Here is a 20,959-nt window from a genome sequence, read left to right on the forward strand (position 1 = left end):
GCGGGGCGCACGGTCGGGGCCCGTCGGGGTCGTGCGGCAGGATGAGGGTCATGAACCGACAGCAGGAGTTCGTCCTCCGCACGATCGAGGAGCGGGACGTCCGGTTCGTCCGGCTCTGGTTCACCGACGTCCTCGGGATGCTCAAGTCGGTGGCGATCGCGCCGGCGGAGCTCGAGAGCGCCTTCTCCGAGGGGATCGGCTTCGACGGCTCGGCGATCGAGGGGTTCGCCCGGATCTACGAGGCGGACATGCTGGCCAAGCCGGACCCGTCGACCTTCCAGGTGCTCCCGTGGCGGGGCGAGCGTCCCGGCACGGCGCGGATGTTCTGCGACATCACCCTCCCCGACGGCTCCCCGAGCCGGTCCGACGCCCGGCACGTGCTGCGGAGGGCCCTCGACCACGCCTCGGACCTGGGGTTCAGCTTCTACACGCACCCGGAGATCGAGTTCTTCCTCCTCCGCCGAGGGGAGCTCGGCGGCCAGCCGGAGCCCATCGACCAGGCGGGCTACTTCGACCACGTCCCCAACGGCACGGGCCACGACTTCCGACGTGCGGCGATCACCATGCTCGAGTCGGTCGGCATCTCCGTCGAGTTCAGCCACCACGAGGGCGCGCCGGGCCAGAACGAGATCGACCTCCGCTTCGCCGACGCCCTCTCGACGGCGGACAACATCATGACCTTCCGCACGGTCGTCAAGGAGGTCGCGCTCGAGCAGGGCATCTATGCGACCTTCATGCCGAAGGTGTTCGCCCAGCACCCCGGATCCGGGATGCACACCCACATGTCCCTCTTCGAGGGGGACCGCAACGCTTTCTACGAGGCCGGCGCGCCCTACCAGCTGAGCAGGACCGGACGGCAGTTCATCGCCGGGCTCCTGCGCCACGGCCGCGAGATCACCGCCGTGACGAACCAGTGGGTCAACTCGTACAAGCGCCTGTGGGGCGGGGGAGAGGCGCCGGCGCACCTGACCTGGGGCCACAACAACAGCTCGGCGATGGTGCGGGTGCCGATGTACAAGCCGAACAAGGACCAGAGCAGTCGCGTCGAGCTGCGCACCATCGACCCGGCGTGCAACCCCTACCTCGCCTTCTCCGTCGTCCTCGCCGCGGGTCTGAAGGGCATCGAGGAGGGCTACGAGCTGCCGCTGGAGACCGAGGACGACGTGTGGAGCCTCACCGAGCGGGAGAGGCGCGCCGCGGGGATCGAGGCCCTGCCCGCGAGCCTCGCCGAGGCGATCTCCGCGATGGAGGACAGCGAGCTGGTCGCGCAGACCCTCGGCGAGCACGTCTTCGAGTTCTTCCTCCGCAACAAGCGCGCGGAGTGGGAGGCGTACCGCCACCAGGTGACCCAGTACGAGCTCGACCGGCTCCTGCCCCAGCTGTGACCGGTGGCAGGCCCGGCGGCCGGAGGAACGACTCGGCCCAGCGCCGCCTGATCCGGCTCGGGTTCACCGACCCGGGCAGGGCCGCGACGCTGCTGGGGGACCCCTCGCTCGAGGGTCTGGGGATCGCGGACACGGGGACGCCGGACCCGGTGACGGGCGCGCTCGCCACGGTCGCCGGCCCGGACCAGGCGCTGCTCGGCCTCGTCCGTCTCGTCGAAGCCGCCCGGGCGGCCGGGGACGACGTCGGCCCACCCCTGGTCGAGGCGCTGCGGGACGACGCGACGGCCCGGGCCCGGCTCCTGGCCGTCCTCGGGTCCTCGACGGCGCTCGTCGACCACCTCGTGGCGCACCCCCGCCAGTGGCGGGAGGCGGTGACGGCCTCGCACCGACCGGCCGAGTCCCGCGTGACCGAGCTCGTCGACCTCGTCACCGATCCCGGGTCCCTCGACGGGGAGCCGGCGGACCTCTCGCCGCTCGACGCGCTGCGGATCGGCTACCGCCGTCAGCTCCTGGGGATCGCGGCGATCGACGTCGCCTCCGACGACCCGGTGGCGCTCCTGCCGGACACCGCGGCCGCGCTCGCCGACCTCGCCGGGGCCGCCCTCGAGGCCGCACTGCGCATCGCCCGTGCCGAGGTCGAGGGATCCGACGCGTGCCGGCTGGCGGTCATCGGCATGGGCAAGGCCGGCGGTCGCGAGCTCAACTACGTCTCCGACGTCGACGTCATCTTCGTGGCCGAGCCCGCGGACGGCGTCGAGGAGGACGATGCGCTCGCCGCCGCGACGAAGGTGGCGACCCGCCTCATGCACGCGTGCTCCGCCTCCACCGGCCACGGCACCTTGTGGCCGGTGGACGCCGCGCTGCGTCCCGAGGGCAAGCAGGGGCCGCTCGTGCGGACCGTCGCCAGCCACCGGGCCTACTACGAGCGGTGGGCCAAGACATGGGAGTTCCAGGCGCTGCTCAAGGCCCGACCGATGGCCGGCGACCCGGAGGTCGGGGCGGCCTACCTCGAGGCCGTCACCCCGCTGGTGTGGGAGGCCGCCTCTCGTGAGAACTTCGTCGAGGACGTCCAGGCGATGCGGCGCCGCGTCGAGGAGCACGTCCCGGCGGCCGAGGCATCCCGGCAGATCAAGCTCGGCCCCGGGGGGCTGCGGGACGTCGAGTTCAGCGTCCAGCTCCTCCAGCTCGTCCACGGTCGCTGCGACGAGTCCCTTCGTTCCCGGACGACGCTCGACGGGCTCGCCTCGCTCGGGCGCGGCGGCTACGTCGGTCGAGAGGACGCGCGGACCCTCGACGAGGCCTACCGCTTCCTGCGCACGATCGAGCACCGGGTCCAGCTCCACCGGCTGCGGCGGACCCACCTCATGCCGACGACGGACGACGACCTGCGCCGGCTGGGCCGTTCGCTCGGGCTTCGGGAGGCCCCGGCGGACTCGATCGTCCGCCGTCGCCGGGAGGTCTCGCTGCAGGTCCGCGAGGTCCACCAGCAGATCTTCTACCGCCCTCTCCTGGCCGCGGCCGCGCGGCTGTCGGCCGACGAGGCCAGGCTCTCGCCCGACGCGGCGCTCGAGCGACTGCGGGCCCTGGGGTTCCGTGACCCGAAGGGGTCGATGCGCCACCTCGAGCGGCTCACGGGTGGGGTCTCGCGCACCGCGGCGATCCAGCGCCAGCTCCTGCCGGTCATGCTCGGGTGGTTCGCGGAGGAGGCCGACCCCGACGCCGGCCTGCTCGCCTTCCGGAAGGTGAGCGACGCGCTCGGGTCGACCCCGTGGTACCTGAAGATGCTGCGCGACGAGGGCCGCGCCGCCGAGATCCTCGCCCACACCCTGGGACGCAGCCGGTTCACCGGCGAGATGCTGCTCACCGCGCCGGACGCCGTCCGCATGCTCGGGGAGCCCGACGGGCTGGTCCCGCGCGGCCGGGCCGAGCTGCTGGCGCAGATGCAGACGGCGGCAGGGCGACAGGGGAGCTCCGAGGACGCGATGGACGCCGCCCGGGCCATCCGGCGCCGGGAGCTGTTCCGCATCGCCGTGGCCGACCTCGAGGGGGAGATCGGCATCGACGAGGTGGGCACCGCGCTCACCGATCTGACCTCGGCGCTCGTCGACGTCGCGCTCGACCTCGCGTGCGCGGCCGTGGCGACCGAGCTCGGGCTGGACGGCGGACTCGGCGTCGACGTCCTCGTCGTCGGGATGGGACGCTTCGGTGGCCGGGAGCTCGGGTACGCCTCGGACACCGACGTCGTCTTCGTCCACCGCGCCCACGAGGGCACGGACGAGGGGACGGCGGCCGAGCGGGCGCTCGCGGTCGTGACCCGGCTGCGCCAGCTCACCGAACGCCCGGGGCCCGACCCCGCGATCCAGCTCGACGCCGACCTCCGGCCAGAAGGCCGCAACGGGCCGATGACCCGCTCGCTCGAGGCCTTCCGGCAGTACTACGAGCGCTGGTCGCTGACGTGGGAGGCCCAGGCCCTCGTCCGGGCCACGCCCATGGCCGGGCCCCAGGCGCTCGCCGACGCGCTCGTGGCCCTCATCGACCCGCTCCGGTGGCCGGCGCACGGGCTCAAGCCCGAGCAGGTCCGGGACATCCGGCGTCTCAAGGCCCGCATGGAGGCCGAGCGGCTGCCCCGGGGCGCCGACCGCAAGACCCACTTCAAGCTCGGTGCGGGTGGCCTGTCCGACGTCGAGTGGACGGTGCAGCTGCTCCAGATGGAGCACGCCCACGAGCACCCCGAGCTGCGGACCACGTCGACCACGGCGGCGCTCGACGGCCTCGTCGCGACCGGGCTGCTCTCCGAGGCGGACGCGGGTGTCCTGCGCGAGTCGTGGTGCCTGGCGTCGCGGCTGCGCAACGCCGGGGTGCTCTTCCGTGGCCGCCCGGTCGACGCCGTCCCCTCCAACCTGCTCGACATCGACGGGATGGGGCGGATCATCGGTCTGCAGCCGCAGGCGGGCGAGGAGCTGGGGGACCGCTACCGACGCGCGGCTCGGCACGCGCGGGCCGTCGTCGACCGGATCTTCTACGGCGAGACCTGAGCGCTCGCGTCCACGGACGGGACGGCCGCGGTCACCCGGCGCCGCCCTCCCTAGACTCCCGCCCATGCTGAGCACGACCGACCTTCGTGGCACCACGCTGTCGACCGCGGCCCTGCGTGCCGCGATGCCGCGCGGCGGTCATGACGTCGAGTCGGTCCTCGACGTCGTCCGGCCCATCTGCGACGACGTGCGGGACCGCGGTGCGGACGCCCTCCTCGAGCTCGGCGAGCGCTTCGACGGTGTCCGCCCGCAGCGGTTGCGGGTGCCCGCGAAGGTCCTCACGCTCGCCCTCGAGCGGCTGGACCCGGCGGTCCGTGCGGCCCTCGAGATCTCGATCGAGCGCGCCCGGAAGGTGCACGCCGACCAGCGGCGCACCGACACGACGACCGAGGTCGTGCCGGGCGGCCGGGTGACCGAGCGCTGGGTGCCCGTGGCGCGCGTCGGCCTCTACGTCCCCGGCGGCCGCGCGGTGTACCCCTCGTCCGTCGTGATGAACGTCGTCCCGGCGCAGGCGGCGGGCGTCGGGTCCCTCGTCGTCGTCAGCCCGCCGCAGACGAACGCGGACGCCGCGCTCCACGGGTACCCCCACCCGACGATCCTCGCGGCCTGCGCCCTCCTGGGTGTCGACGAGGTGTACGCGGTCGGTGGGGCGCAGGCGGTCGCAGCCCTGGCCTACGGCTTCACCGACAGCACCGCCGACGACCCGGCGACCGAGGTCCCGCCGGTGGCGCTGGTCACCGGCCCCGGCAACATCTACGTCACCGCGGCGAAGCGACTCCTGCGCGGGGTCGTCGGCATCGACGCCGAGGCCGGCCCGACCGAGATCGCCGTCCTCGCCGATGACACTGCCGACCCCGCCCACGTGGCCGCGGACCTCGTGAGCCAGGCCGAGCACGACCCCGACGCGGCGTCGGTGCTCGTCACCCCGAGCGAGGCGCTCGCCGAGGCCGTGCGCGCCGAGACCGCCCGCCGCGCCGCCGCCACGAAGCACTCCGAGCGAGTGACCACGGCGCTGTCCGGAGCGCAGTCGGGCATCGTCCTCGTCGACGACCTCGACGCCGGCGTCCGGGTCGTCGACGCCTACGCCGCCGAGCACCTCGAGGTCATCACGGCCGACGCGGCCGCGGTCGCGGCGCGGGTCCGCAACGCGGGCGCGATCTTCGTCGGTGCCCACTCGCCCGTGAGCCTGGGCGACTACGCCGCCGGGTCGAACCACGTGCTCCCGACCGCCGGCTCGGCCCGGTTCGCGAGCGGGTTGTCGGTCCAGTCGTTCCTGCGCGGGATCCACGTCGTCGAGTACGACGCCGCGGCGCTCGCGGAGGTCGCCCCGCACGTCGTCGCCCTCGCCGACTCCGAGGACCTGCCCGCCCACGGCGAGGCCGTCCGCGCCCGGACGGGGGAGGACGGGTGAGCGCCGCCGCGGAGATCGGGCGGCTGCTGCGCGAGGACCTGCGCGGCCGCACCGCGTACGGCGCCCCGCAGCTGGAGGTCCCCGTCCGGCTCAACACGAACGAGAGCAGCTATCCGGTCCCGCACGAGGTGGTCGAGGCGATCGTCACCGCGGTCCGCGACATCGCCCGGGATCTCAACCGATACCCGGACCGGGACTTCGTCGCGCTGCGCGACGATCTCGCCGCCTACCTGTCGGCCGAGGGGACGCCGGTGCGCGCCGACCAGGTGTGGGCGGGCAACGGCTCGAACGAGGTCCTCCTCCACCTCCTCCAGGCGTTCGGCGGGCCGGGCCGGGTGGCGCTCGGGTTCACGCCCGCGTACTCGATGCACCCGATCATCACGACGACGACGGGCACGACGTGGGTCGACGGGATGCGCGGGGTCGCCAGCGACGGTTCGCCGACCGAGACCCCCTTCGACCTCACCGCCGAGGCCGCCGTCGAGCAGGTCCGGCGCCACCGGCCCTCGGTCGTCTTCCTCTGCTCACCGAACAACCCGACGGGCACGGCGCTGGAGCCCGACGTCATCGAGGCCGTCCACGACGCCGCCCCCGACGCCGTGGTCGTCGTCGACGAGGCCTACGCGGAGTTCCGACGACCCGGTCGGCCCAGCGCGCTCGAGCTCCTCCAGGGACGGCCCCGGCTCGTCGTCACGCGGACGATGAGCAAGGCCTTCGCGCTCGCCGGCGCACGCCTGGGGTACCTCGCCGCCGACCCGGCGCTGGTCGAGGCGCTGCTCCTGGTCCGCATGCCGTACCACCTCTCGTCGCCGACCCAGGCGGTCGCCCGCGCCGCGCTCGCGCACGCCCCGCGGATGCTCGCGACCGTCGAAGCGATCAAGGCCGAGCGGGACCGGATCCTGCAGTCCCTGCCGGGCCTGGGGTTCGCACCCGTCCGGAGCGACGCCAACTTCGTCCTCTTCGGCGGCGTCCGTGACGCGGCCGCGACGTGGCAGGCTCTCCTCGACGCGGGTGTGCTCGTCCGGGACGTGGGCATCGCCCACCACCTCCGGGTGACGGCGGGCACCCCCGCCGAGACGACGCGGTTCCTCGACGCGCTCGCCGCCCTCCCCGCCGACCACCGCGGCGGACCGACCCGAACGGAGCTCCCGTCATGACCGCCAGCCCGGGCAGCCGCACGGCGACCGTCACCCGCACCACGTCCGAGAGCTCCGTGGAGGTCCGCGTCGACCTCGACGGCACCGGCCATGGGGAGGTCTCGACCGGCATCCCGTTCTACGACCACATGCTCCTGTCGCTGGCGAAGCACTCGCTCATCGACCTCGTCGTCCGGGCCGACGGGGACACCCACGTCGACGCGCACCACACGGTCGAGGACGTCGCGATCGTCCTCGGCCAGGCCGTCCGGCAGGCCCTCGGCAGCAAGGCGGGGATCCGTCGCTTCGGCGATGCGACCGTCCCGCTCGACGAGGCGCTCTGCCTCGCCGTCGTCGACGTCGCCGGCCGTCCGTACGTCGTCCACGAGGGCGAGCCCGCGGGCCAGGAGCACGTCATCGTCGGCGGGAGCTTCGTCGGCTCGCTCACCCGTCACGTGCTCGAGTCGTTCGCGTTCAACGCGCAGATCGCGCTGCACGTGCGGGTCCTCGCCGGCCGCGACCCGCACCACGTCATCGAGGCCCAGTTCAAGGCGCTCGCCCGTGCCCTGCGTGCGGCGATCGAGCCCGATCCGCGGGTCGAGGGCATCCCGAGCGCCAAGGGAGCGCTCTGAGATGACGGCGTCCCCCCACGGCATGCTCCTCGTCCGGGGGGCTCCCGACGCCGCGACGGCGTGGGCCCGTCGCGGTCTGTCGGCGACCCGGGTCGAGCGGCTCGGCGACTGGTGCGGCCTCGTCCCGGCGGAGGCCTCGACCCGCACCGAGCCGCCGTACGACGACCCCATGGTCGCCCTCGTCTCCCGGCCGCTGGCGGCCGACCTGCGCCCGGGCCTGGGGTTCTTCGCCACCGGCGACCGGTCGGTCGTCACGCTCCGCGCGGGCGGGCTGCACCCCGGCGCGCGCTGGCTGGTGCGGGTGGTCGGTGCCGGCCTCGTGCAGACACCTCGCCTCCGGCGGCTCCGCCCGGGGGACCTCCTCGCGCACGCCACGGGCGACAGCGCGCCCGTCCTCGCCGCGCTGCGGGACGAGGACGCCTCGCCGCTGGCCTGGCTCGCGGGGCTCGTCGGCGCGCTCGGCCTGCCGGGCGCCGAGCTCCTCACCGCCGGGGCTGGCCCGGCCGCCGTCCACGTCGAGCCCGAGCCCGGTCGCGCGTCACGCTTCACCACCGCGATCGCCGGAGCCGTCGAGCGCCGGACGGGGGCCGGGGCTCGTGCCTGACGTCGTCGTCCTCGACCACGGCAGCGGCAACGTCCGCTCGGCCGTCCGCGCCCTCGAGCACGTCGGGGCGCGCGTCGAGCTCACCGCCGACCGGGACGCCGTCCTGCGGTGCGACGGTCTCCTCGTGCCCGGCGTCGGGAACTTCCACGCGTGCGCCGCGGGGCTCGCTGCCGTCGACGGTCCGCGCCTCATCGACCGGCGACTCCTCACCGCCGCGCCGGTCCTGGGGATCTGCGTCGGGATGCAGGTGATGTTCGAGGACTCCGACGAGCCCGCTGCGACACCGGAGGCCGGGACCGGGCAGTGGCCGGGGCGGGTGCGCCGCCTCGCCGCCGACGTCGTCCCGCACATGGGGTGGAGCCACGTCCGCGTCCCCGACGGCAGCGTCCTCTTCGACGGGGTCGCCGACGAGCGGTTCTACTTCGTCCACTCCTATGCGGCGACGTCGTGGGACCTGGCCCCGCCGAGCGGCGCGATGGCCGCACGGGCGCCGCGGGTGACGTGGGCGCACCACGGGGGAAACTTCGTCGCCGCCGTCGAGAACGGTCCGCTGTCCGCCACGCAGTTCCACCCCGAGAAGTCGGGCGAGGCCGGGCTGCGCCTGCTGGAGAACTGGGTGAGGTCCCTGTGAGCACCGACGTCCTCGAGCTGCTGCCCGCGGTCGACATCGTCGACGGTCGGGCGGTCCAGCTCGTCCAAGGGGTCTCCGGCAGCGGCGGGGAGTTCGGCGACCCGGTCGAGGCCGCCCTGCGCTGGCAGGAGCAGGGGGCGCGGTGGCTGCACCTCGTCGACCTCGACGCCGCGTTCGGCCGGGGCAGCAACGCGCAGGTCGTCGCCGAGATCGTCGGGCGGCTCGACCTCGCCGTCGAGCTCACCGGGGGCATCCGTGACGACGCGAGCCTCGAGCGCGCGCTCGGCACCGGGTGTGCCCGCGTGAACATCGGGACCGCGGCGATCGAGCACCCGGAGTGGACCACCCGGGCGATCGCCGAGCACGGTGACCGGATCGCCGTCGCCCTCGACGTGCGGGGCCGGTCCCTGGCCGCGCGCGGCTGGACCGAGGACGCCGGCGACCTCGATGCGGTGCTCGACCGACTCGAGGCCGCGGGCTGCCCGCGCTACGTCGTCACGGACGTCCGCAAGGACGGGATGCTGCAGGGCCCGAACCTCGACCTGCTGCGCGAGCTGTGCGGCCGGACCGACGCCCCGGTCGTCGCCTCCGGCGGGGTGTCGAGCCTGGCCGACCTCGCGGCCCTGCGCGAGCTCGTCCCGCTCGGGGTCGAGGGCGCGATCATCGGCTCCGCGCTCTACCGCGAGGCGTTCACGCTGACCGAGGCGCTCGAGACCGCCGGACGGCCATGACCGGGCGTGACTCCGGTGGCGTGCCGTGGGCGGGGCGCGAGCTGCCGGGCAGCGGGCTCGAGCACGACACCGGGGCGGCCGATCCAGCCGTCCGCGGGGCGCTCGCGGCCGGGGACGTCGACGCGCTCGCGGCGGTCCTGCCGGGCGCGCGTCTGCTCGTCCCGGTCGTCGCGGCGGCGGCCGAGGTCGACGAGAACGGCGCGGACAAGGTGAGCGAGATGGCAGCCGTGACCCTCGTCGCGCCCGACGGGCGGCGCGCTCTGCCCGCCTTCACCGGCACCGACGCCCTCGCCGCGTGGGACCCCTCGGCCCGGCCCGTCCCCGTCACCGCGCAGCGGGCGGCGCAGGCGGCGCTCGGTGAGGGCTGCGAGCTCCTCGTCCTCGACCCGGCGGGGCCGACGGCCCGGGAGCTGCCCGGCTCCCTCGTGTGGGCGCTCGCCGACGGCCGGGAGTGGATGGACCCCGCCGTCGACGAGCACGTCCGCACCACCGTCGCGGCCTGCCTCGCGGACGTCCCGCAGGTCCGGACCCACCACCTGGAGCCGACGGGGTCCGGCACGCTCCGGCTGGTCCTCGAGCTGGTCCCGGGGCTCGACGCCGACACCGTGTCACGGATCGTCGGCGAAACGGGGGAGCAGATCGCCGCGGACGACGGGGTGCGCCGTCGCGTGGACGGGATCGCGGTCGCGCTGCGCTGACGGGTGGCCCGGGGACCCCGGTGTCGATCCGCCGACGACGTGCCCCACGATGGCCTGATGGACCTGCGCCCGTACCGCGACGTGCTCGCCATCCCGCGCGTCCGGCAGGCGCTCCTGCTCGGTGTGCTCGTCCGGACGCCGATCGCCGCGAGCTTCATCGTCCTCACCCTCCACGTCGTCACGGCCCTGCACCGCACCTACGGCGAGGCGGGGGTCGTCACGGCGGCGTCGACGATCGCCGTCGCGGTCGCCGGGCCGTGGCGCGGACGGATCGTCGATCGTCGCGGCCTCCGGCGGGCGTTCGTGCCCTCGCTCGTCGTCACCGCCCTCGTGTGGGCGGTCGCCCCGTTCCTGGGCTTCCTCCCGCTCATCGCGCTCGTCGTCCTGGCGGGCCTGTTCCAGATCCCCGTGTGGGGTGTGATCCGCCAGATGATCCTCCATGCGGCGCCCGCCGAGCGTCATCGTTCGGCGCTCTCGCTGGACAGCATCGCGACGGAGATCGCCTTCATGGTCGGGCCGGCCGTCGGCGTCCTCGCCGCGACCAGATGGGACACACGGGTCGTGCTGCTCGTCGTCATGGGTCTCGTCGTGCTCGGCGGGGCGCTCATCGCGCTCGTCGACCCGCCGCTGGCGCACGAGGACGAGGAGGGCGCGCAGGTGGCCACCCGCGAATGGCTCGGACCCGCCGCGGCGGCGGTCCTGGCGATGACCATCGGGACGACCCTCATCCTCTCGGGCACCGACGTCTCGGTCGTCGCCCTGATGAAGGACGCGATCGGCGACCCGGACGGCACGGCCCTGGTCATGGCGCTGTGGGCTGGCGGATCGCTCGTCGGTGGGCTGTTGTACGGGGCGATCAACCGTCCCGCGCCGGCGGCGGCCGTCCTCGCGGGCCTGGGCCTGCTCACCCTCCCCGTCGGTCTGGCGAGGACGACCACCCAGGCGGCGTGGCTCGTCATCGGTTGCGGGCTGCTCTGCGCACCGATGCTGACGATCACCGCCGAGAAGCTCGCCGCGATCGTCCCCGCCCGGGCGCGAGGCGAGGCGATGGGGTGGCACGGCTCCGCCATCACCTCGGGCAGCGCGGTCGGAGCACCCCTCGCTGGCGTCGCGATCGACCACGTCGCCCCGGCCGCGGGGTTCGTCGCCGTGGGAGCCTCGGGGGTGCTCGTCGCGCTCCTCGCCTCGGCCGCGATGAGGGCCGGGCGTCGCCGGGCGGTGTGATTTCCGCGGGGGGAGGCGCGGCTGGTACGGTGGCGCAACCGGCCGGACCATGCAGTCCCGCTCGGACGCCCCGATGGGGTGCCCCGGGGGTCCGGTGCCAAGCGAGACGTCACCGTCTCCACCCGCGTCGATCACGATCGCCGGGTCACAGGTCCGATGTCGGGCATCCCGTGCTCGATATCTCGTCCGTGTCTGGTGACGGTCTCTCGTGGCATCGAGAGGCCGTTTTTCAGTTCTCGGACGAAGGAGCATCACATCAGCGAGCCACGGATCAACGACCGCATCCGGGTCCCCGAGGTGCGGTTGGTCGGCCCCAACGGCGAGCAGGTCGGCATCGTGCGCGTCGAGGACGCCCTGCGCCTGGCGGCGGAGGCGGATCTCGACCTCGTCGAGGTCGCCCCGATGGCCAAGCCTCCCGTCGCCAAGCTCATGGACTTCGGGAAGTTCAAGTACGAGGCCGCGATGAAGGCCCGCGAGTCCCGGAAGAACCAGGTCAACACGGTCATCAAGGAGATCAAGCTCCGACCGAAGATCGACACGCACGACTACGAGACGAAGAAGGGCCACGTCGTCCGCTTCCTCAGCGCCGGCGACAAGGTGAAGGTCACGATCATGTTCCGGGGACGCGAGCAGTCCCGGCCCGAGCTTGGTTTCCGCCTCCTGCAGAAGCTCGCCGAGGACGTCGCGGAGCTCGGCTTCGTCGAGTCCCAGCCGAAGCAGGACGGCCGGAACATGGTGATGGTCCTCGGCCCGACGAAGAAGAAGTCCGAGGCCCGCGCCGACAAGCGCCGCGCGGACAAGGCGTCGGCGGAGACCGCGGCCGAGGCCGCACCGCAGGAGCCGGCGCAGGGCTGATCCCGCGCCACCCGACCACTGCACGATCCCAGAGAAGGAGTTCGGCCATGCCGAAGAACAAGACGCACAGCGGCGCCAAGAAGCGCTTCCGCATCACCGGCAGCGGCAAGATCATGCGCCAGCGCGCCAACCACGTCCACAAGTTCCACGAGAAGACGCCGCAGCACGCCCGTCGCCTCGCGAACGACGTCGAGCTCGCCCCGGCCGACGTCAAGAAGGTCAAGAAGCTTCTCGGCAAGTGATTGCCCGGCCCGGCGCCTGCCGCCGGGCCCCCACGAACCCCACGACACACAAGGAGAACTCACGTGGCACGCGTGAAGCGGGCAGTCAACGCCCAGAAGAAGCGCCGGGTCGTCCTGGAGCAGGCCAGCGGGTACCGCGGCCAGCGCAGTCGGCTCTACCGCAAGGCCAAGGAGCAGGTCACCCACTCCCTCGGGTACGCCTACCGTGACCGCCGCGCCCGCAAGGGAGACTTCCGCAAGCTGTGGATCCAGCGGATCAACGCCGGCGCTCGGGCGAACGGCATGACCTACAACCGGTTCATCCAGGGCCTCAAGGCCGCCGAGATCGAGGTCGACCGCCGGATGCTCGCCGAGCTCGCGGTCAACGACGAGGCCGCGTTCGCAGCGCTCGTCGAGATCGCCCGCGCGAACGTGCCTGCCCAGGCGCCGACCGCCGACGACGCCGCCTGATCATCGCTTGCCGACGACGCCGGGAGAGCCCGTGCTGACCAATCCCCGAGCCGATCGGGTGCGGTCCGTGCGTGGGCTCTCCCGGCGTCAGTCGCGTGAGCGGTCCGGGTTGTTCGTCGCCGACGGCCCGCAGTCGGTCCGCGAGGCGGTGCGCCACGCACCTGGGGCCGTGCGTGACCTCTACGTCACCCCGGCCGCGCGCGAGCGGCACGCCGACATCGTCACGGCGGCGCGGGCTGCGGACATCGAGCTCCGAGAGTGCAGCGAGGAGGTTCTCGCTGCGATGTCGGGGACCGATGCGCCGCAGGGCCTGCTCGCGGTGTGCGCCGTCGATCGCCCTCGGCTGGCGGACGTGCTCGCGCGACGCCCTCGCCTGCTCGTCGTCCTCGTCCACGTCCGCGATCCGGGGAACGCCGGAACCGTCATCCGCGCCGCGGACGCCGCCGGCGCCGATGCGGTGCTGGTCACGACCGAGTCGGTCGACGTGCACGCCCCGAAGGTGGTCCGGTCGACGGCGGGCTCGAGCTTTCACCTGCCGATCGTCACGGGACTCGAGCCGGCCGCGCTGCTCGCCGAGCTGGCGGCGGCCGGGGTCCGCACGTACGCCGCGGACGGGCGCGGGGAGGTGACCGTCGACGAGGTCGACCTGACCGTCCCGCATGCGTGGGTCATGGGGAACGAGGCGTGGGGACTGACGGACCGGGTGCGGGAGGCGTGCGACGAGGTCGTCCGGGTGCCGATCCACGGGCTCGCGGAATCGCTCAACCTCGCGATGGCGGCGACGGTGTGCCTGTACTCGTCGGCGCGGGTGGAACGCCCCACGGGGCAGTCATGACCGGTCCCGACGGGGTCGAGGTCCGGCCCAACGCGCCCGACCTCACCATGGACGAGGCCGAGCGCGCGGCGGCATCGCTGCCGGACGGGCTCCTCGTCGTGCAGCGGGGCGGGCGGACCGTCAGCGTCAACGCCCGTGCGGCTGACGTCCTCCGCCGCCGACCCGAGGACCTCGTCGGGCGCCTGGTGCTCGACGTGCTCGACCTGCGGACCGCAGAGGGCACCTCCTACTGGTCGTCCCCGGACCCGTGGTCGGTCGTGCGCTCGGTCACCGGCCACCGGGAGCGGCTGCTCGTGCTGGGGACGACCCAGGTCCTCGTCACGGCACGGTATGTCCGCCGGCCGGGGGAGACGGAGGTCGCCACCGTGCTCCTGGGCTTGCGCGACGCCCACGAGCGGCTCCGGGTCGAACGGGAACGCGCGTTCCTGCTCGCCGCGACCGCGCACGAGCTGCGGACCCCGCTGGCGAGCGTGCGCGGCTTCAGCGGCCATCTGGTCCAGCACTGGGACGAGCTGGGGGAGGATGAGCGGATCGCGCTGCTGCGCACGATCGAGGCAGAGGCCGACCACGTCTCCCGCCTGGTCGAGGATCTGCTCCACGCGTCGGCGTCCGGCGCGGCCGCCCTGCCGGCGCGGCCGAGGGACGTACCCCTGTCCGCCATCCTCCCCTGTCATCGGGACTCCCTGCGCACCCGCGCGCGCCTCGGCGCGCACGACGTCGTCCTCGCGGATCCCGGCGACCTCGCCGTCCGGGCCGATCCGGACCGGCTCAACCAGATCCTCACCAACGTCCTGTCGAACGCCGTACGGCACGGTGCGCCACCGATCCACGTGACCGCGTGGGCCGATGGCGACGAGGTGGTCATCGAGGTCCGCGACCACGGCCCGGGGATCACGCCGGAGCACGCCCGGCTGGCGTTCGTACGACAGTGGCGCGCGGGGCCGTACGCGGGCGCCGGCATCGGGTTGCACCTCACCCAGGCGCTCGTCGCGGCCCACGGGGGCAGCGTGGAGTTCGTCCCGGTCGACGGCCCCGGCGCTGCCGTGCAGGTTCGCCTGCCGAGGTCCTGAGAGACCAGGGGGCGGGGTTCCGTCGTCCACAGGCCGTCCTGCGAGGGGTGGGTTGTCCACAGGTGGGGTTGGGTGGCGGAGTGCTGTCGGCGGTCGAACGTATGTTCGTCTTACGGCGATCGCACCGGTGACTGGTCACGCGCAGGGGGTTCCTGCGGGTGGGTTGTGTGGTGCGGTGCACGCGGGCCTGGACGAGCTGGAGCGGGCGTTGGACGCGCTGGCGGGTGTGTCGGGGGTGGGTGCGGGNCCGACCACCTCCACGACAAGACCGCCGCGACCGTGCTGGTCACCACCCGCCTGAGCGACCTGCAGGACGAGACGACCGCGGTGGCATCCACCCCGACCGGGCACACCCTCACCGCCGGCGAGGCCCGCCGGGTCGCCTGCGGCGCCGGGATCATCCCCGCCGTCCTCGGTGGGGACTCCCAGCCGATCGACCTGGGCCGCCAGAACCGGTTCTTCACCATCACCCAGCGCGCCGCCCTCGCCCTCACCTACGACACCTGCGCCGCACATGGGTGCGACATCCCGTTCGCGTGGACCGAGACCCACCACCTGCACGCCTGGCGCGACGGCGGACGCACCGACCTGACCAACGCCGTCCCCCTGTGCGGCCACCACCACCGAGCGCTCGACCGCGGCTACACCCACACGATCCGAAGAGAGGGCAGACGCGTGGTCATCCAGCTCGCACGGCCCCGGACGTAACGGTTCCACCGGGCATGGACGCCTCGCCCGCCGGGGAGGTCTGCCGGCACCGGGGGCACAGGCCCCACCACGTCACCTCGGCCTCGTCGAGCGCGTACCCGTGCTCGTCCGAAGGGGTCAGGCACGGTCGGTGGTCGACCGCACAGTCGACGTCCTCGACCGCACCGCACGACCGGCAGGCGACGTGGTGGTGGTTGTCGCCGACGCGCAGCTCATAGCGGGTGGGGGAGCCCGCCGGCTCGATCCGGCGGACGAGTCCGGCCTCCGTCAGCGCGGCGAGCACGTCGTAGACCGCCTGGGTCGAGACCTTCCCGACGGCCGCACGGGTCGCGGCGGCGACGGTCTCGACGTCCGCGTGCGGGTGCTCGGCAAGAGCGGCGAGGACGCCGAGTCGCGGGGCCGTGACCCGCAGGCCTCGTTCGCGCAGCGCCGTCTTTGCATTCATGGGGGACCACCGTCCCAACTTTTCTGGAACGAGTCAAGAAACGGCCGGCCGCCGGTGGCGCTGGACGTCCGGACCGCCGGTAGGACCAGCCTCATAGACTCGCGGCGATGTCTGCTCCCAACAAGAACCACGACCCGGTCGAGGTCGCCGCGCTCGCCCCCGCCGCGATCGAGGCAGCTGTCGACGACGCGCTCGCCGCGATCGCGGCTGCCGACTCCCTCGACGAGCTCAAGCGGCTACGCCCTGCCCACCAGGGCGACCGTTCGCCGCTCGCCCTGGCCAACCGCGAGATCGGCGCGCTGCCGCCGAGCGCGAAGGCCGACGCCGGCAAGCGGGTCGGTCAGGCCCGCGGTCGCGTCGGGCAGGCGTTCGCGGACCGCCAGACGCAGCTGGAGGCCGAGCGGGACGCACGCATCCTCGTCGAGGAGGCCCAGGACGTCACCGCCCGCGTGGCGCGTCGGCCCGTGGGGCGCCGGCACCCGATCGAGCTGATGAGCGAGCGGATCGCCGACCTCTTCGTCGGCATGGGCTGGGAGATCGCCGAGGGGCCCGAGGTCGAGGCCGAGTGGTTCAACTTCGACGCCCTCAACTTCGACGCGGACCACCCGGCCCGGCAGATGCAGGACACCTTCTACCTCGAGCCCAGCGACGGCGGCCTCGTCATGCGGACCCACACCTCGCCGGTGCAGGCGCGCGCGATGCTCGAGCGCGGGGTCCCGATCTACATCGCCGCCATCGGACGGGTGTTCCGCACCGACGAGCTCGACGCGACCCACATGCCCGCGTTCCACCAGGTCGAGGGACTCGCGGTCGACGAGGGGATCACCATGGCCCATCTCAAGGGCACCCTCGACCGGCTCGCCACCGAGCTCTTCGGCGAGGGCATCACGACCCGCTTGCGCCCCTCCTACTTCCCGTTCACCGAGCCGAGCGCCGAGATGGACCTGCGCTGCTTCGTCTGCCGCGGCGCCGACGCCGACTGCCGCACCTGCAAGGGCACCGGCTGGATCGAGTGGGGCGGCTGCGGGATGGTCAACCGCAACGTCCTCACGGCCGTCGGCGTCGATGCCGACCGGTACACGGGGTTCGCCTTCGGCATGGGCATCGACCGCGCGCTGATGTTCCGGACCGGGGTGTCCGACATGCGCGACATGATCGAGGGAGACGTGCGCTTCGACGCGCAGTTCGGGATGGAGATCTGATGCGGGTGCCCGTCGAGTGGCTGTCCCAGGACGTCGAGGTCCCGGCGGGGACGACCGGCGAGGAGGTCGCGGCGGCGCTGGTGCGCGTCGGTCTCGAGGAGGAGGGGCTGCACGGCGGCGGCGTCACCGGCCCCCTCGTCGTCGGTCGGGTCCTCACGCGCGAGCCGGAGCCGCAGAAGAACGGCAAGACGATCAACTGGTGCACGGTCGACGTCGGTGGCGCGAACGGCACGGGGGAGCCCCAGGGCATCGTCTGCGGTGCCCACAACTTCGACGTCGGCGACCTCGTCGTCGTCATCCTCCCCGGTGGGGTGCTGCCCGGGGGGTTCGAGATCTCCGCGCGCAAGACGTACGGCCACGTCTCCGCCGGGATGATCTGCTCGGCCGTGGAGCTCGGGATCGGCGACGATCACGACGGGATCCTCGTCCTCACGGGCCGGCCGGACGCCGACGAGCTCACCCCGGGGCAGGACGCGATCCCGCTGCTGGGCCTCGACCGCGAGACGGTCGAGATCAACGTCACCCCGGACCGCGGGTATTGCTTCTCCATGCGCGGCGTCGCGCGCGAGTACTCCCACGCGACCGGTGCCCGGTTCACCGACCCTGCGGCCGGTCCGGCGGGACGGGCGCCCGCGGCGAACGACGCCGGTCACCCGGTCCGGCTCGAGGACGAGGCCCCGATCCGGGGGCGCGCCGGCTGCGACCGGTACGTCGCGCGGGTCGTCCGGGGGGTCGACGTCTCCGCACCCACCCCGGCGTGGATGGCGACGCGGCTCACCGAGGCCGGCATGCGGCCGATCTCCCTGCCCGTCGACGTGACGAACTACGTCATGCTCGCGCTCGGACAGCCGCTGCACGCGTTCGACCTCGGCACCGTCGACGGTCCGATCGTCGTCCGCCGCGCCCGCGCCGACGAACGGATCACGACCCTCGACGACGTCGAGCGGACCCTCTCCGCCGAAGACCTCGTCATCACGGAGGGCGGGGAGCGGCCGCTCGCGATCGCCGGGGTCATGGGCGGCGCCGACAGCGAGATCGGCCCGGACACCCGAGACGTCCTCATCGAAGCCGCCCACTTCGACCCCGTGAGCATCGCCCGGTCCGCGCGGCGCCACCGGTTGCCGTCCGAGGCATCGCGCCGCTTCGAGCGCGGCGTGGACCCGCAGCTGCCGCCCGCGGCGGCCCAGCTCGCGGTCGAGCTCCTGACCGAGCACGGCGGCGGTACCGCCGATCCCGGGGTGACCGACGTCGGCACCCCGGCCGCCCCGGCCGTGATCGAGCTGCCGCTCGACATGCCGAGCCGGATCGTCGGGGTCGACTATCCCGCGGCCTCCGTCGAGCGTGTCCTCACGGCCATCGGCGCGACGGTCGAGGACCGCGGTGACGGCAGCCTCCGGGTGACCCCGCCGACGTGGCGCCCCGACCTCACGACCGGCGAGGACCTCGTCGAGGAGGTCGCCCGGATCGAGGGATACGACGCGATCCCCTCGCTCCTGCCCACCCCTCCCGGCGGCAGCGGGCTCACGCATCGCCAGCGCGTGCGGCGCATCGTGGCCGACCTCCTCGCCGCCCAGGGCCTGAGCGAGGTGTGGGCCGCGCCGTTCGTGGGCGACGCCCAGCACGCGGCACTCGGCCTCGACCCGGCAGCCGAGGCGGCCGCCACCGTCCGGGTCGCCAACCCCCTGTCCGCGGAACAGCCGCTGCTGCGCACCCGGGTCCTGACGACGATGGTCGAGGCCCTGCGCCGGAACATCGCGCGCGGGACGACCGACCTTGGGTTGTTCGAGATCGGTCTCGTCGTCCAGCTGGACGGGGACCAGCGGCCCGCGCCGACCGTGGATGTCGGCGTGCGGCCCGGGGACGACGTCCTCGCCGCCATCCATTCGGCGGTTCCGCACCAGCCGCGTCACCTCGGCCTCCTGCTCGCCGGCGACCGTGACCGCGCGGGCTGGTGGGGCCCGGGGCGTCCGGCGGACCTCGGTGACGTCCTCGAGCTGGTGGACGCGGTGGGGGAGGCGCTGGCGGTCGAGCTCACGGTCAGCGCGGCCGACGCCGCTCCGTTCCACCCGGGGCGGTGCGCCCGGATCGCCCTTGCCGACGGGACCCTCGTCGGGCACGTCGGTGAGCTCCATCCGAAGGTCACGGCATCGACCGGCCTTCCGGCGCGCACGGTCGGTGGTGAGCTCGACCTCGACGTCCTCACGACCGCGAGCGGCCAGCCGGTCCGCGCTCGCACGTTGTCGACCCACCCGCCCGCGCGCACCGACGTCGCGCTCGTCGTCGGCGAGGATGTCGCGGCGGCGGCGGTCGAGGCGGCGCTGCGGCAGGGTGCGGGCGATCTGCTCGAGGACGTCGCCCTCTTCGACGTCTACCGCGGCGACCAGGTCGGCCCCGGTCAGAAGTCGCTTGCCTACCGCCTCACCTTCCGCGCCGACCGGACCCTGAAGACCGAGGAGGTCAGCGACCTGCGTGACGCGGCGGTCGCCCGGGCCGCGGCCGCGGTGGGGGCGCAGCAGCGCGCCTGAACGGTCAGCGCAGCGCGTGCCGGGTGGCCCGCACCGCGGTGTCGACGACCCCCTCGAGGGGCCCGCGCGCGAAAGGGCCGGTCGGCACCGCGGTACGCCAGAGGGTGGGCAGCACGAACGCGAGGACCAGGAGCCCGGCGAGGAAGGGCCAGCTGTCGTCGAGCGACCCGGGCGGGAGGGTGGACAGGTACCAGACCATCGCGGCGATCTGGACGGCGTACAGCGTGAGGGTCATCGCGCCGACCGCGTCGAGCCGGGCGAGGACCACGGCCGGGATGACGGGCGCGCACGCCCGGCAGACGAGGAGCACCGCCAGGGCGAGGCAGGTCGTCAGCGCCGTCTCGGCGTACGTGCCGGAGTACGGCGAGGCGTCGATGCGGTTCACGTGGCTCAGCACGGCCAGGGTCGCGGCCGACGCCACGAGGACGGACGCGCCGCCGATCTCGAGCATGGGACGGCGCCTCGACCGGAGAGCCCGGACCGCGAGCGCGCCGACGAGGCCCCAGAGCACCATCGACGCCACCCGGTACGGGTGGCCGACGACGAGGAGCTCGTACCACCAGCCGGGCGACCCCAAGGACGTCAACGTCGCCCCATGGGCCCGCGTGAGGGCCGGGGTCGCTACGGCGAGGGCGATGACCAGGGCAGCGAGGGCGCCCGACGGCAGGCGGGTCAGGGCCGCCAGGATCGCCATCGCGATCCCCAGGGGGACGAGGACGATGACGACCTGGTGGTCGGGAAGATCGAGGAGGACCCCGAGCCCGATGACGAGGGCCGCGCGCACGAGGGCCCCGGCGACGTGCGGCAGCGGGCGGGTTCGCGCATCCGACGCGCGCCACGACAGCTCGGCGCCGACGCCCGCGAGCATGGCGAACAGCGCCGCCGTGAGCCATTCGGTCGCCTGGAGGGGGACTGCCACCGGTCCGCCGGGGGCGAGGTGCGCGATGAGCATCGACACGACGGCCACCGCCCGTGCGAGGTCGACGCCCCGGTCACGGGCGGCAGGTGGGAGGACCTCGATCGTCACCGGGACACGGTAGACCGGGCCGGGACCGCGGGGAGAGCGAATCCACGCCGACCCGATCTGTATAGGCTTGCATCGTCATGCATGACTGCGCACCCGGTCGAGGAAGGGCCGGG

General features: G+C 73.8%; 20 protein-coding genes. 18 read left to right on the forward strand and 2 right to left on the reverse strand.

What is annotated here, in order from left to right; all coding sequences use genetic code 11:
• Positions 1 to 50 precede the first annotated feature (50 nt).
• From glnA to DAA34_RS08160, 16 genes are all read left to right on the forward strand, one after another.
• Positions 51 to 1,385: a type I glutamate--ammonia ligase gene (glnA, locus tag DAA34_RS08085; protein WP_106818389.1), complete on the forward strand. Its 1,335-nt coding sequence runs from the start codon at positions 51 to 53 to the stop codon at positions 1,383 to 1,385.
• A complete protein-coding gene (locus tag DAA34_RS08090) occupies positions 1,382 to 4,420 on the forward strand; it encodes a bifunctional [glutamine synthetase] adenylyltransferase/[glutamine synthetase]-adenylyl-L-tyrosine phosphorylase (protein WP_106818390.1) in 3,039 nt (1,012 codons plus the stop codon). The genes glnA and DAA34_RS08090 overlap by 4 nt, the downstream gene beginning before the upstream one ends.
• Before the next feature lie 64 nt (positions 4,421 to 4,484).
• Positions 4,485 to 5,831 (forward strand): histidinol dehydrogenase, encoded by a 1,347-nt coding sequence (hisD, locus tag DAA34_RS08095; RefSeq protein WP_106818391.1) that lies wholly within the window; start codon positions 4,485 to 4,487, stop codon positions 5,829 to 5,831.
• Positions 5,828 to 6,988, forward strand: coding sequence for a histidinol-phosphate transaminase (locus DAA34_RS08100; protein ID WP_106818392.1), 1,161 nt, complete (start codon positions 5,828 to 5,830; stop codon positions 6,986 to 6,988). Before hisD ends, DAA34_RS08100 begins: the two co-directional genes overlap by 4 nt.
• The gene (gene hisB, locus DAA34_RS08105; protein WP_106818393.1) at positions 6,985 to 7,599 is read left to right on the forward strand and encodes an imidazoleglycerol-phosphate dehydratase HisB; all 615 of its coding nucleotides are present in this window, start codon (positions 6,985 to 6,987) and stop codon (positions 7,597 to 7,599) included. The genes DAA34_RS08100 and hisB overlap by 4 nt, the downstream gene beginning before the upstream one ends.
• 1 nt (position 7,600) lies before the next feature.
• On the forward strand, positions 7,601 to 8,203 hold the full coding sequence (locus DAA34_RS08110) for a hypothetical protein (protein ID WP_106818394.1): 603 nt from the start codon (positions 7,601 to 7,603) through the stop codon (positions 8,201 to 8,203).
• Positions 8,196 to 8,834, forward strand: a complete 639-nt coding sequence (hisH, locus tag DAA34_RS08115) for an imidazole glycerol phosphate synthase subunit HisH (protein WP_106818395.1) — start codon at positions 8,196 to 8,198, stop codon at positions 8,832 to 8,834. The genes DAA34_RS08110 and hisH overlap by 8 nt, the downstream gene beginning before the upstream one ends.
• Positions 8,831 to 9,565 carry a bifunctional 1-(5-phosphoribosyl)-5-((5-phosphoribosylamino)methylideneamino)imidazole-4-carboxamide isomerase/phosphoribosylanthranilate isomerase PriA gene (gene priA / locus DAA34_RS08120; RefSeq protein WP_106818396.1) on the forward strand — a complete coding sequence of 245 codons (735 nt, stop codon included), beginning with the start codon at positions 8,831 to 8,833 and terminating at the stop codon, positions 9,563 to 9,565. Before hisH ends, priA begins: the two co-directional genes overlap by 4 nt.
• Entirely contained in the window at positions 9,562 to 10,263 is a 702-nt protein-coding gene (locus DAA34_RS08125; RefSeq protein ID WP_106818397.1) for an SseB family protein, read from the forward strand. Before priA ends, DAA34_RS08125 begins: the two co-directional genes overlap by 4 nt.
• A gap of 57 nt (positions 10,264 to 10,320) precedes the next feature.
• Positions 10,321 to 11,487 (forward strand): MFS transporter, encoded by a 1,167-nt coding sequence (locus tag DAA34_RS08130; protein WP_106818398.1) that lies wholly within the window; start codon positions 10,321 to 10,323, stop codon positions 11,485 to 11,487.
• Between the two features lie 195 nt (positions 11,488 to 11,682).
• Positions 11,683 to 12,342, forward strand: a complete 660-nt coding sequence (infC, locus tag DAA34_RS08135; RefSeq protein ID WP_407657018.1) for a translation initiation factor IF-3 — start codon at positions 11,683 to 11,685, stop codon at positions 12,340 to 12,342.
• Between the two features lie 47 nt (positions 12,343 to 12,389).
• Positions 12,390 to 12,584 (forward strand): 50S ribosomal protein L35, encoded by a 195-nt coding sequence (rpmI, locus tag DAA34_RS08140; protein ID WP_106818399.1) that lies wholly within the window; start codon positions 12,390 to 12,392, stop codon positions 12,582 to 12,584.
• Between the two features lie 63 nt (positions 12,585 to 12,647).
• Positions 12,648 to 13,034: a 50S ribosomal protein L20 gene (gene rplT / locus DAA34_RS08145; protein WP_106818400.1), complete on the forward strand. Its 387-nt coding sequence runs from the start codon at positions 12,648 to 12,650 to the stop codon at positions 13,032 to 13,034.
• A 58-nt stretch (positions 13,035 to 13,092) separates the two neighbouring features.
• Entirely contained in the window at positions 13,093 to 13,869 is a 777-nt protein-coding gene (locus DAA34_RS08150) for a TrmH family RNA methyltransferase (protein ID WP_234354168.1), read from the forward strand.
• Positions 13,866 to 14,939: a sensor histidine kinase gene (locus DAA34_RS08155; RefSeq protein WP_106818402.1), complete on the forward strand. Its 1,074-nt coding sequence runs from the start codon at positions 13,866 to 13,868 to the stop codon at positions 14,937 to 14,939. Before DAA34_RS08150 ends, DAA34_RS08155 begins: the two co-directional genes overlap by 4 nt.
• Before the next feature lie 165 nt (positions 14,940 to 15,104).
• Entirely contained in the window at positions 15,105 to 15,647 is a 543-nt protein-coding gene (locus tag DAA34_RS08160) for an HNH endonuclease signature motif containing protein (protein WP_158707680.1), read from the forward strand.
• Here DAA34_RS08160 and DAA34_RS08165 read toward each other — a convergent pair.
• Complete coding sequence (locus DAA34_RS08165; RefSeq protein ID WP_106818404.1) at positions 15,619 to 16,092, reverse strand: Fur family transcriptional regulator; 474 nt, start codon at positions 16,090 to 16,092, stop codon at positions 15,619 to 15,621. The two genes, DAA34_RS08160 and DAA34_RS08165, sit on opposite strands and share 29 nt — an antisense overlap.
• Positions 16,093 to 16,199: 107 nt before the next feature.
• On the opposite strand from DAA34_RS08165, the gene pheS reads away from it, so the two are divergent.
• Complete coding sequence (pheS, locus tag DAA34_RS08170; RefSeq protein ID WP_106818405.1) at positions 16,200 to 17,294, forward strand: phenylalanine--tRNA ligase subunit alpha; 1,095 nt, start codon at positions 16,200 to 16,202, stop codon at positions 17,292 to 17,294.
• Entirely contained in the window at positions 17,294 to 19,819 is a 2,526-nt protein-coding gene (pheT, locus tag DAA34_RS08175; protein ID WP_106818406.1) for a phenylalanine--tRNA ligase subunit beta, read from the forward strand. The genes pheS and pheT overlap by 1 nt, the downstream gene beginning before the upstream one ends.
• A 4-nt stretch (positions 19,820 to 19,823) precedes the next feature.
• Here pheT and DAA34_RS08180 read toward each other — a convergent pair whose 3' ends face one another.
• Positions 19,824 to 20,846 carry a heparan-alpha-glucosaminide N-acetyltransferase domain-containing protein gene (locus DAA34_RS08180; protein WP_106818407.1) on the reverse strand — a complete coding sequence of 341 codons (1,023 nt, stop codon included), beginning with the start codon at positions 20,844 to 20,846 and terminating at the stop codon, positions 19,824 to 19,826.
• Positions 20,847 to 20,959: the final 113 nt, after the last annotated feature.

It is taken from the genome of Janibacter massiliensis (genome assembly GCF_900289115.1).
GTDB classification, from domain to species: Bacteria; Actinomycetota; Actinomycetes; order Actinomycetales; family Dermatophilaceae; genus Janibacter_A; species Janibacter_A massiliensis.

What these genes read in the sequence shown, in the direction of transcription:
- glnA (WP_106818389.1), top strand. Translation starts at nt 51, where the DNA reads ATGAACCGACAGCAGGAGTTCGTCCTCCGCACGATCGAGGAGCGGGAC.
- hisD (WP_106818391.1), top strand. Translation starts at nt 4,485, where the DNA reads ATGCTGAGCACGACCGACCTTCGTGGCACCACGCTGTCGACCGCGGCC.
- hisB (WP_106818393.1), top strand. Translation starts at nt 6,985, where the DNA reads ATGACCGCCAGCCCGGGCAGCCGCACGGCGACCGTCACCCGCACCACG.
- DAA34_RS08110 (WP_106818394.1), top strand. Translation starts at nt 7,601, where the DNA reads ATGACGGCGTCCCCCCACGGCATGCTCCTCGTCCGGGGGGCTCCCGAC.
- DAA34_RS08125 (WP_106818397.1), top strand. Translation starts at nt 9,562, where the DNA reads ATGACCGGGCGTGACTCCGGTGGCGTGCCGTGGGCGGGGCGCGAGCTG.
- DAA34_RS08130 (WP_106818398.1), top strand. Translation starts at nt 10,321, where the DNA reads ATGGACCTGCGCCCGTACCGCGACGTGCTCGCCATCCCGCGCGTCCGG.
- rpmI (WP_106818399.1), top strand. Translation starts at nt 12,390, where the DNA reads ATGCCGAAGAACAAGACGCACAGCGGCGCCAAGAAGCGCTTCCGCATC.
- DAA34_RS08155 (WP_106818402.1), top strand. Translation starts at nt 13,866, where the DNA reads ATGACCGGTCCCGACGGGGTCGAGGTCCGGCCCAACGCGCCCGACCTC.
- DAA34_RS08165 (WP_106818404.1), bottom strand. Translation starts at nt 16,092, where the DNA reads ATGAATGCAAAGACGGCGCTGCGCGAACGAGGCCTGCGGGTCACGGCC.
- pheS (WP_106818405.1), top strand. Translation starts at nt 16,200, where the DNA reads ATGTCTGCTCCCAACAAGAACCACGACCCGGTCGAGGTCGCCGCGCTC.
- pheT (WP_106818406.1), top strand. Translation starts at nt 17,294, where the DNA reads ATGCGGGTGCCCGTCGAGTGGCTGTCCCAGGACGTCGAGGTCCCGGCG.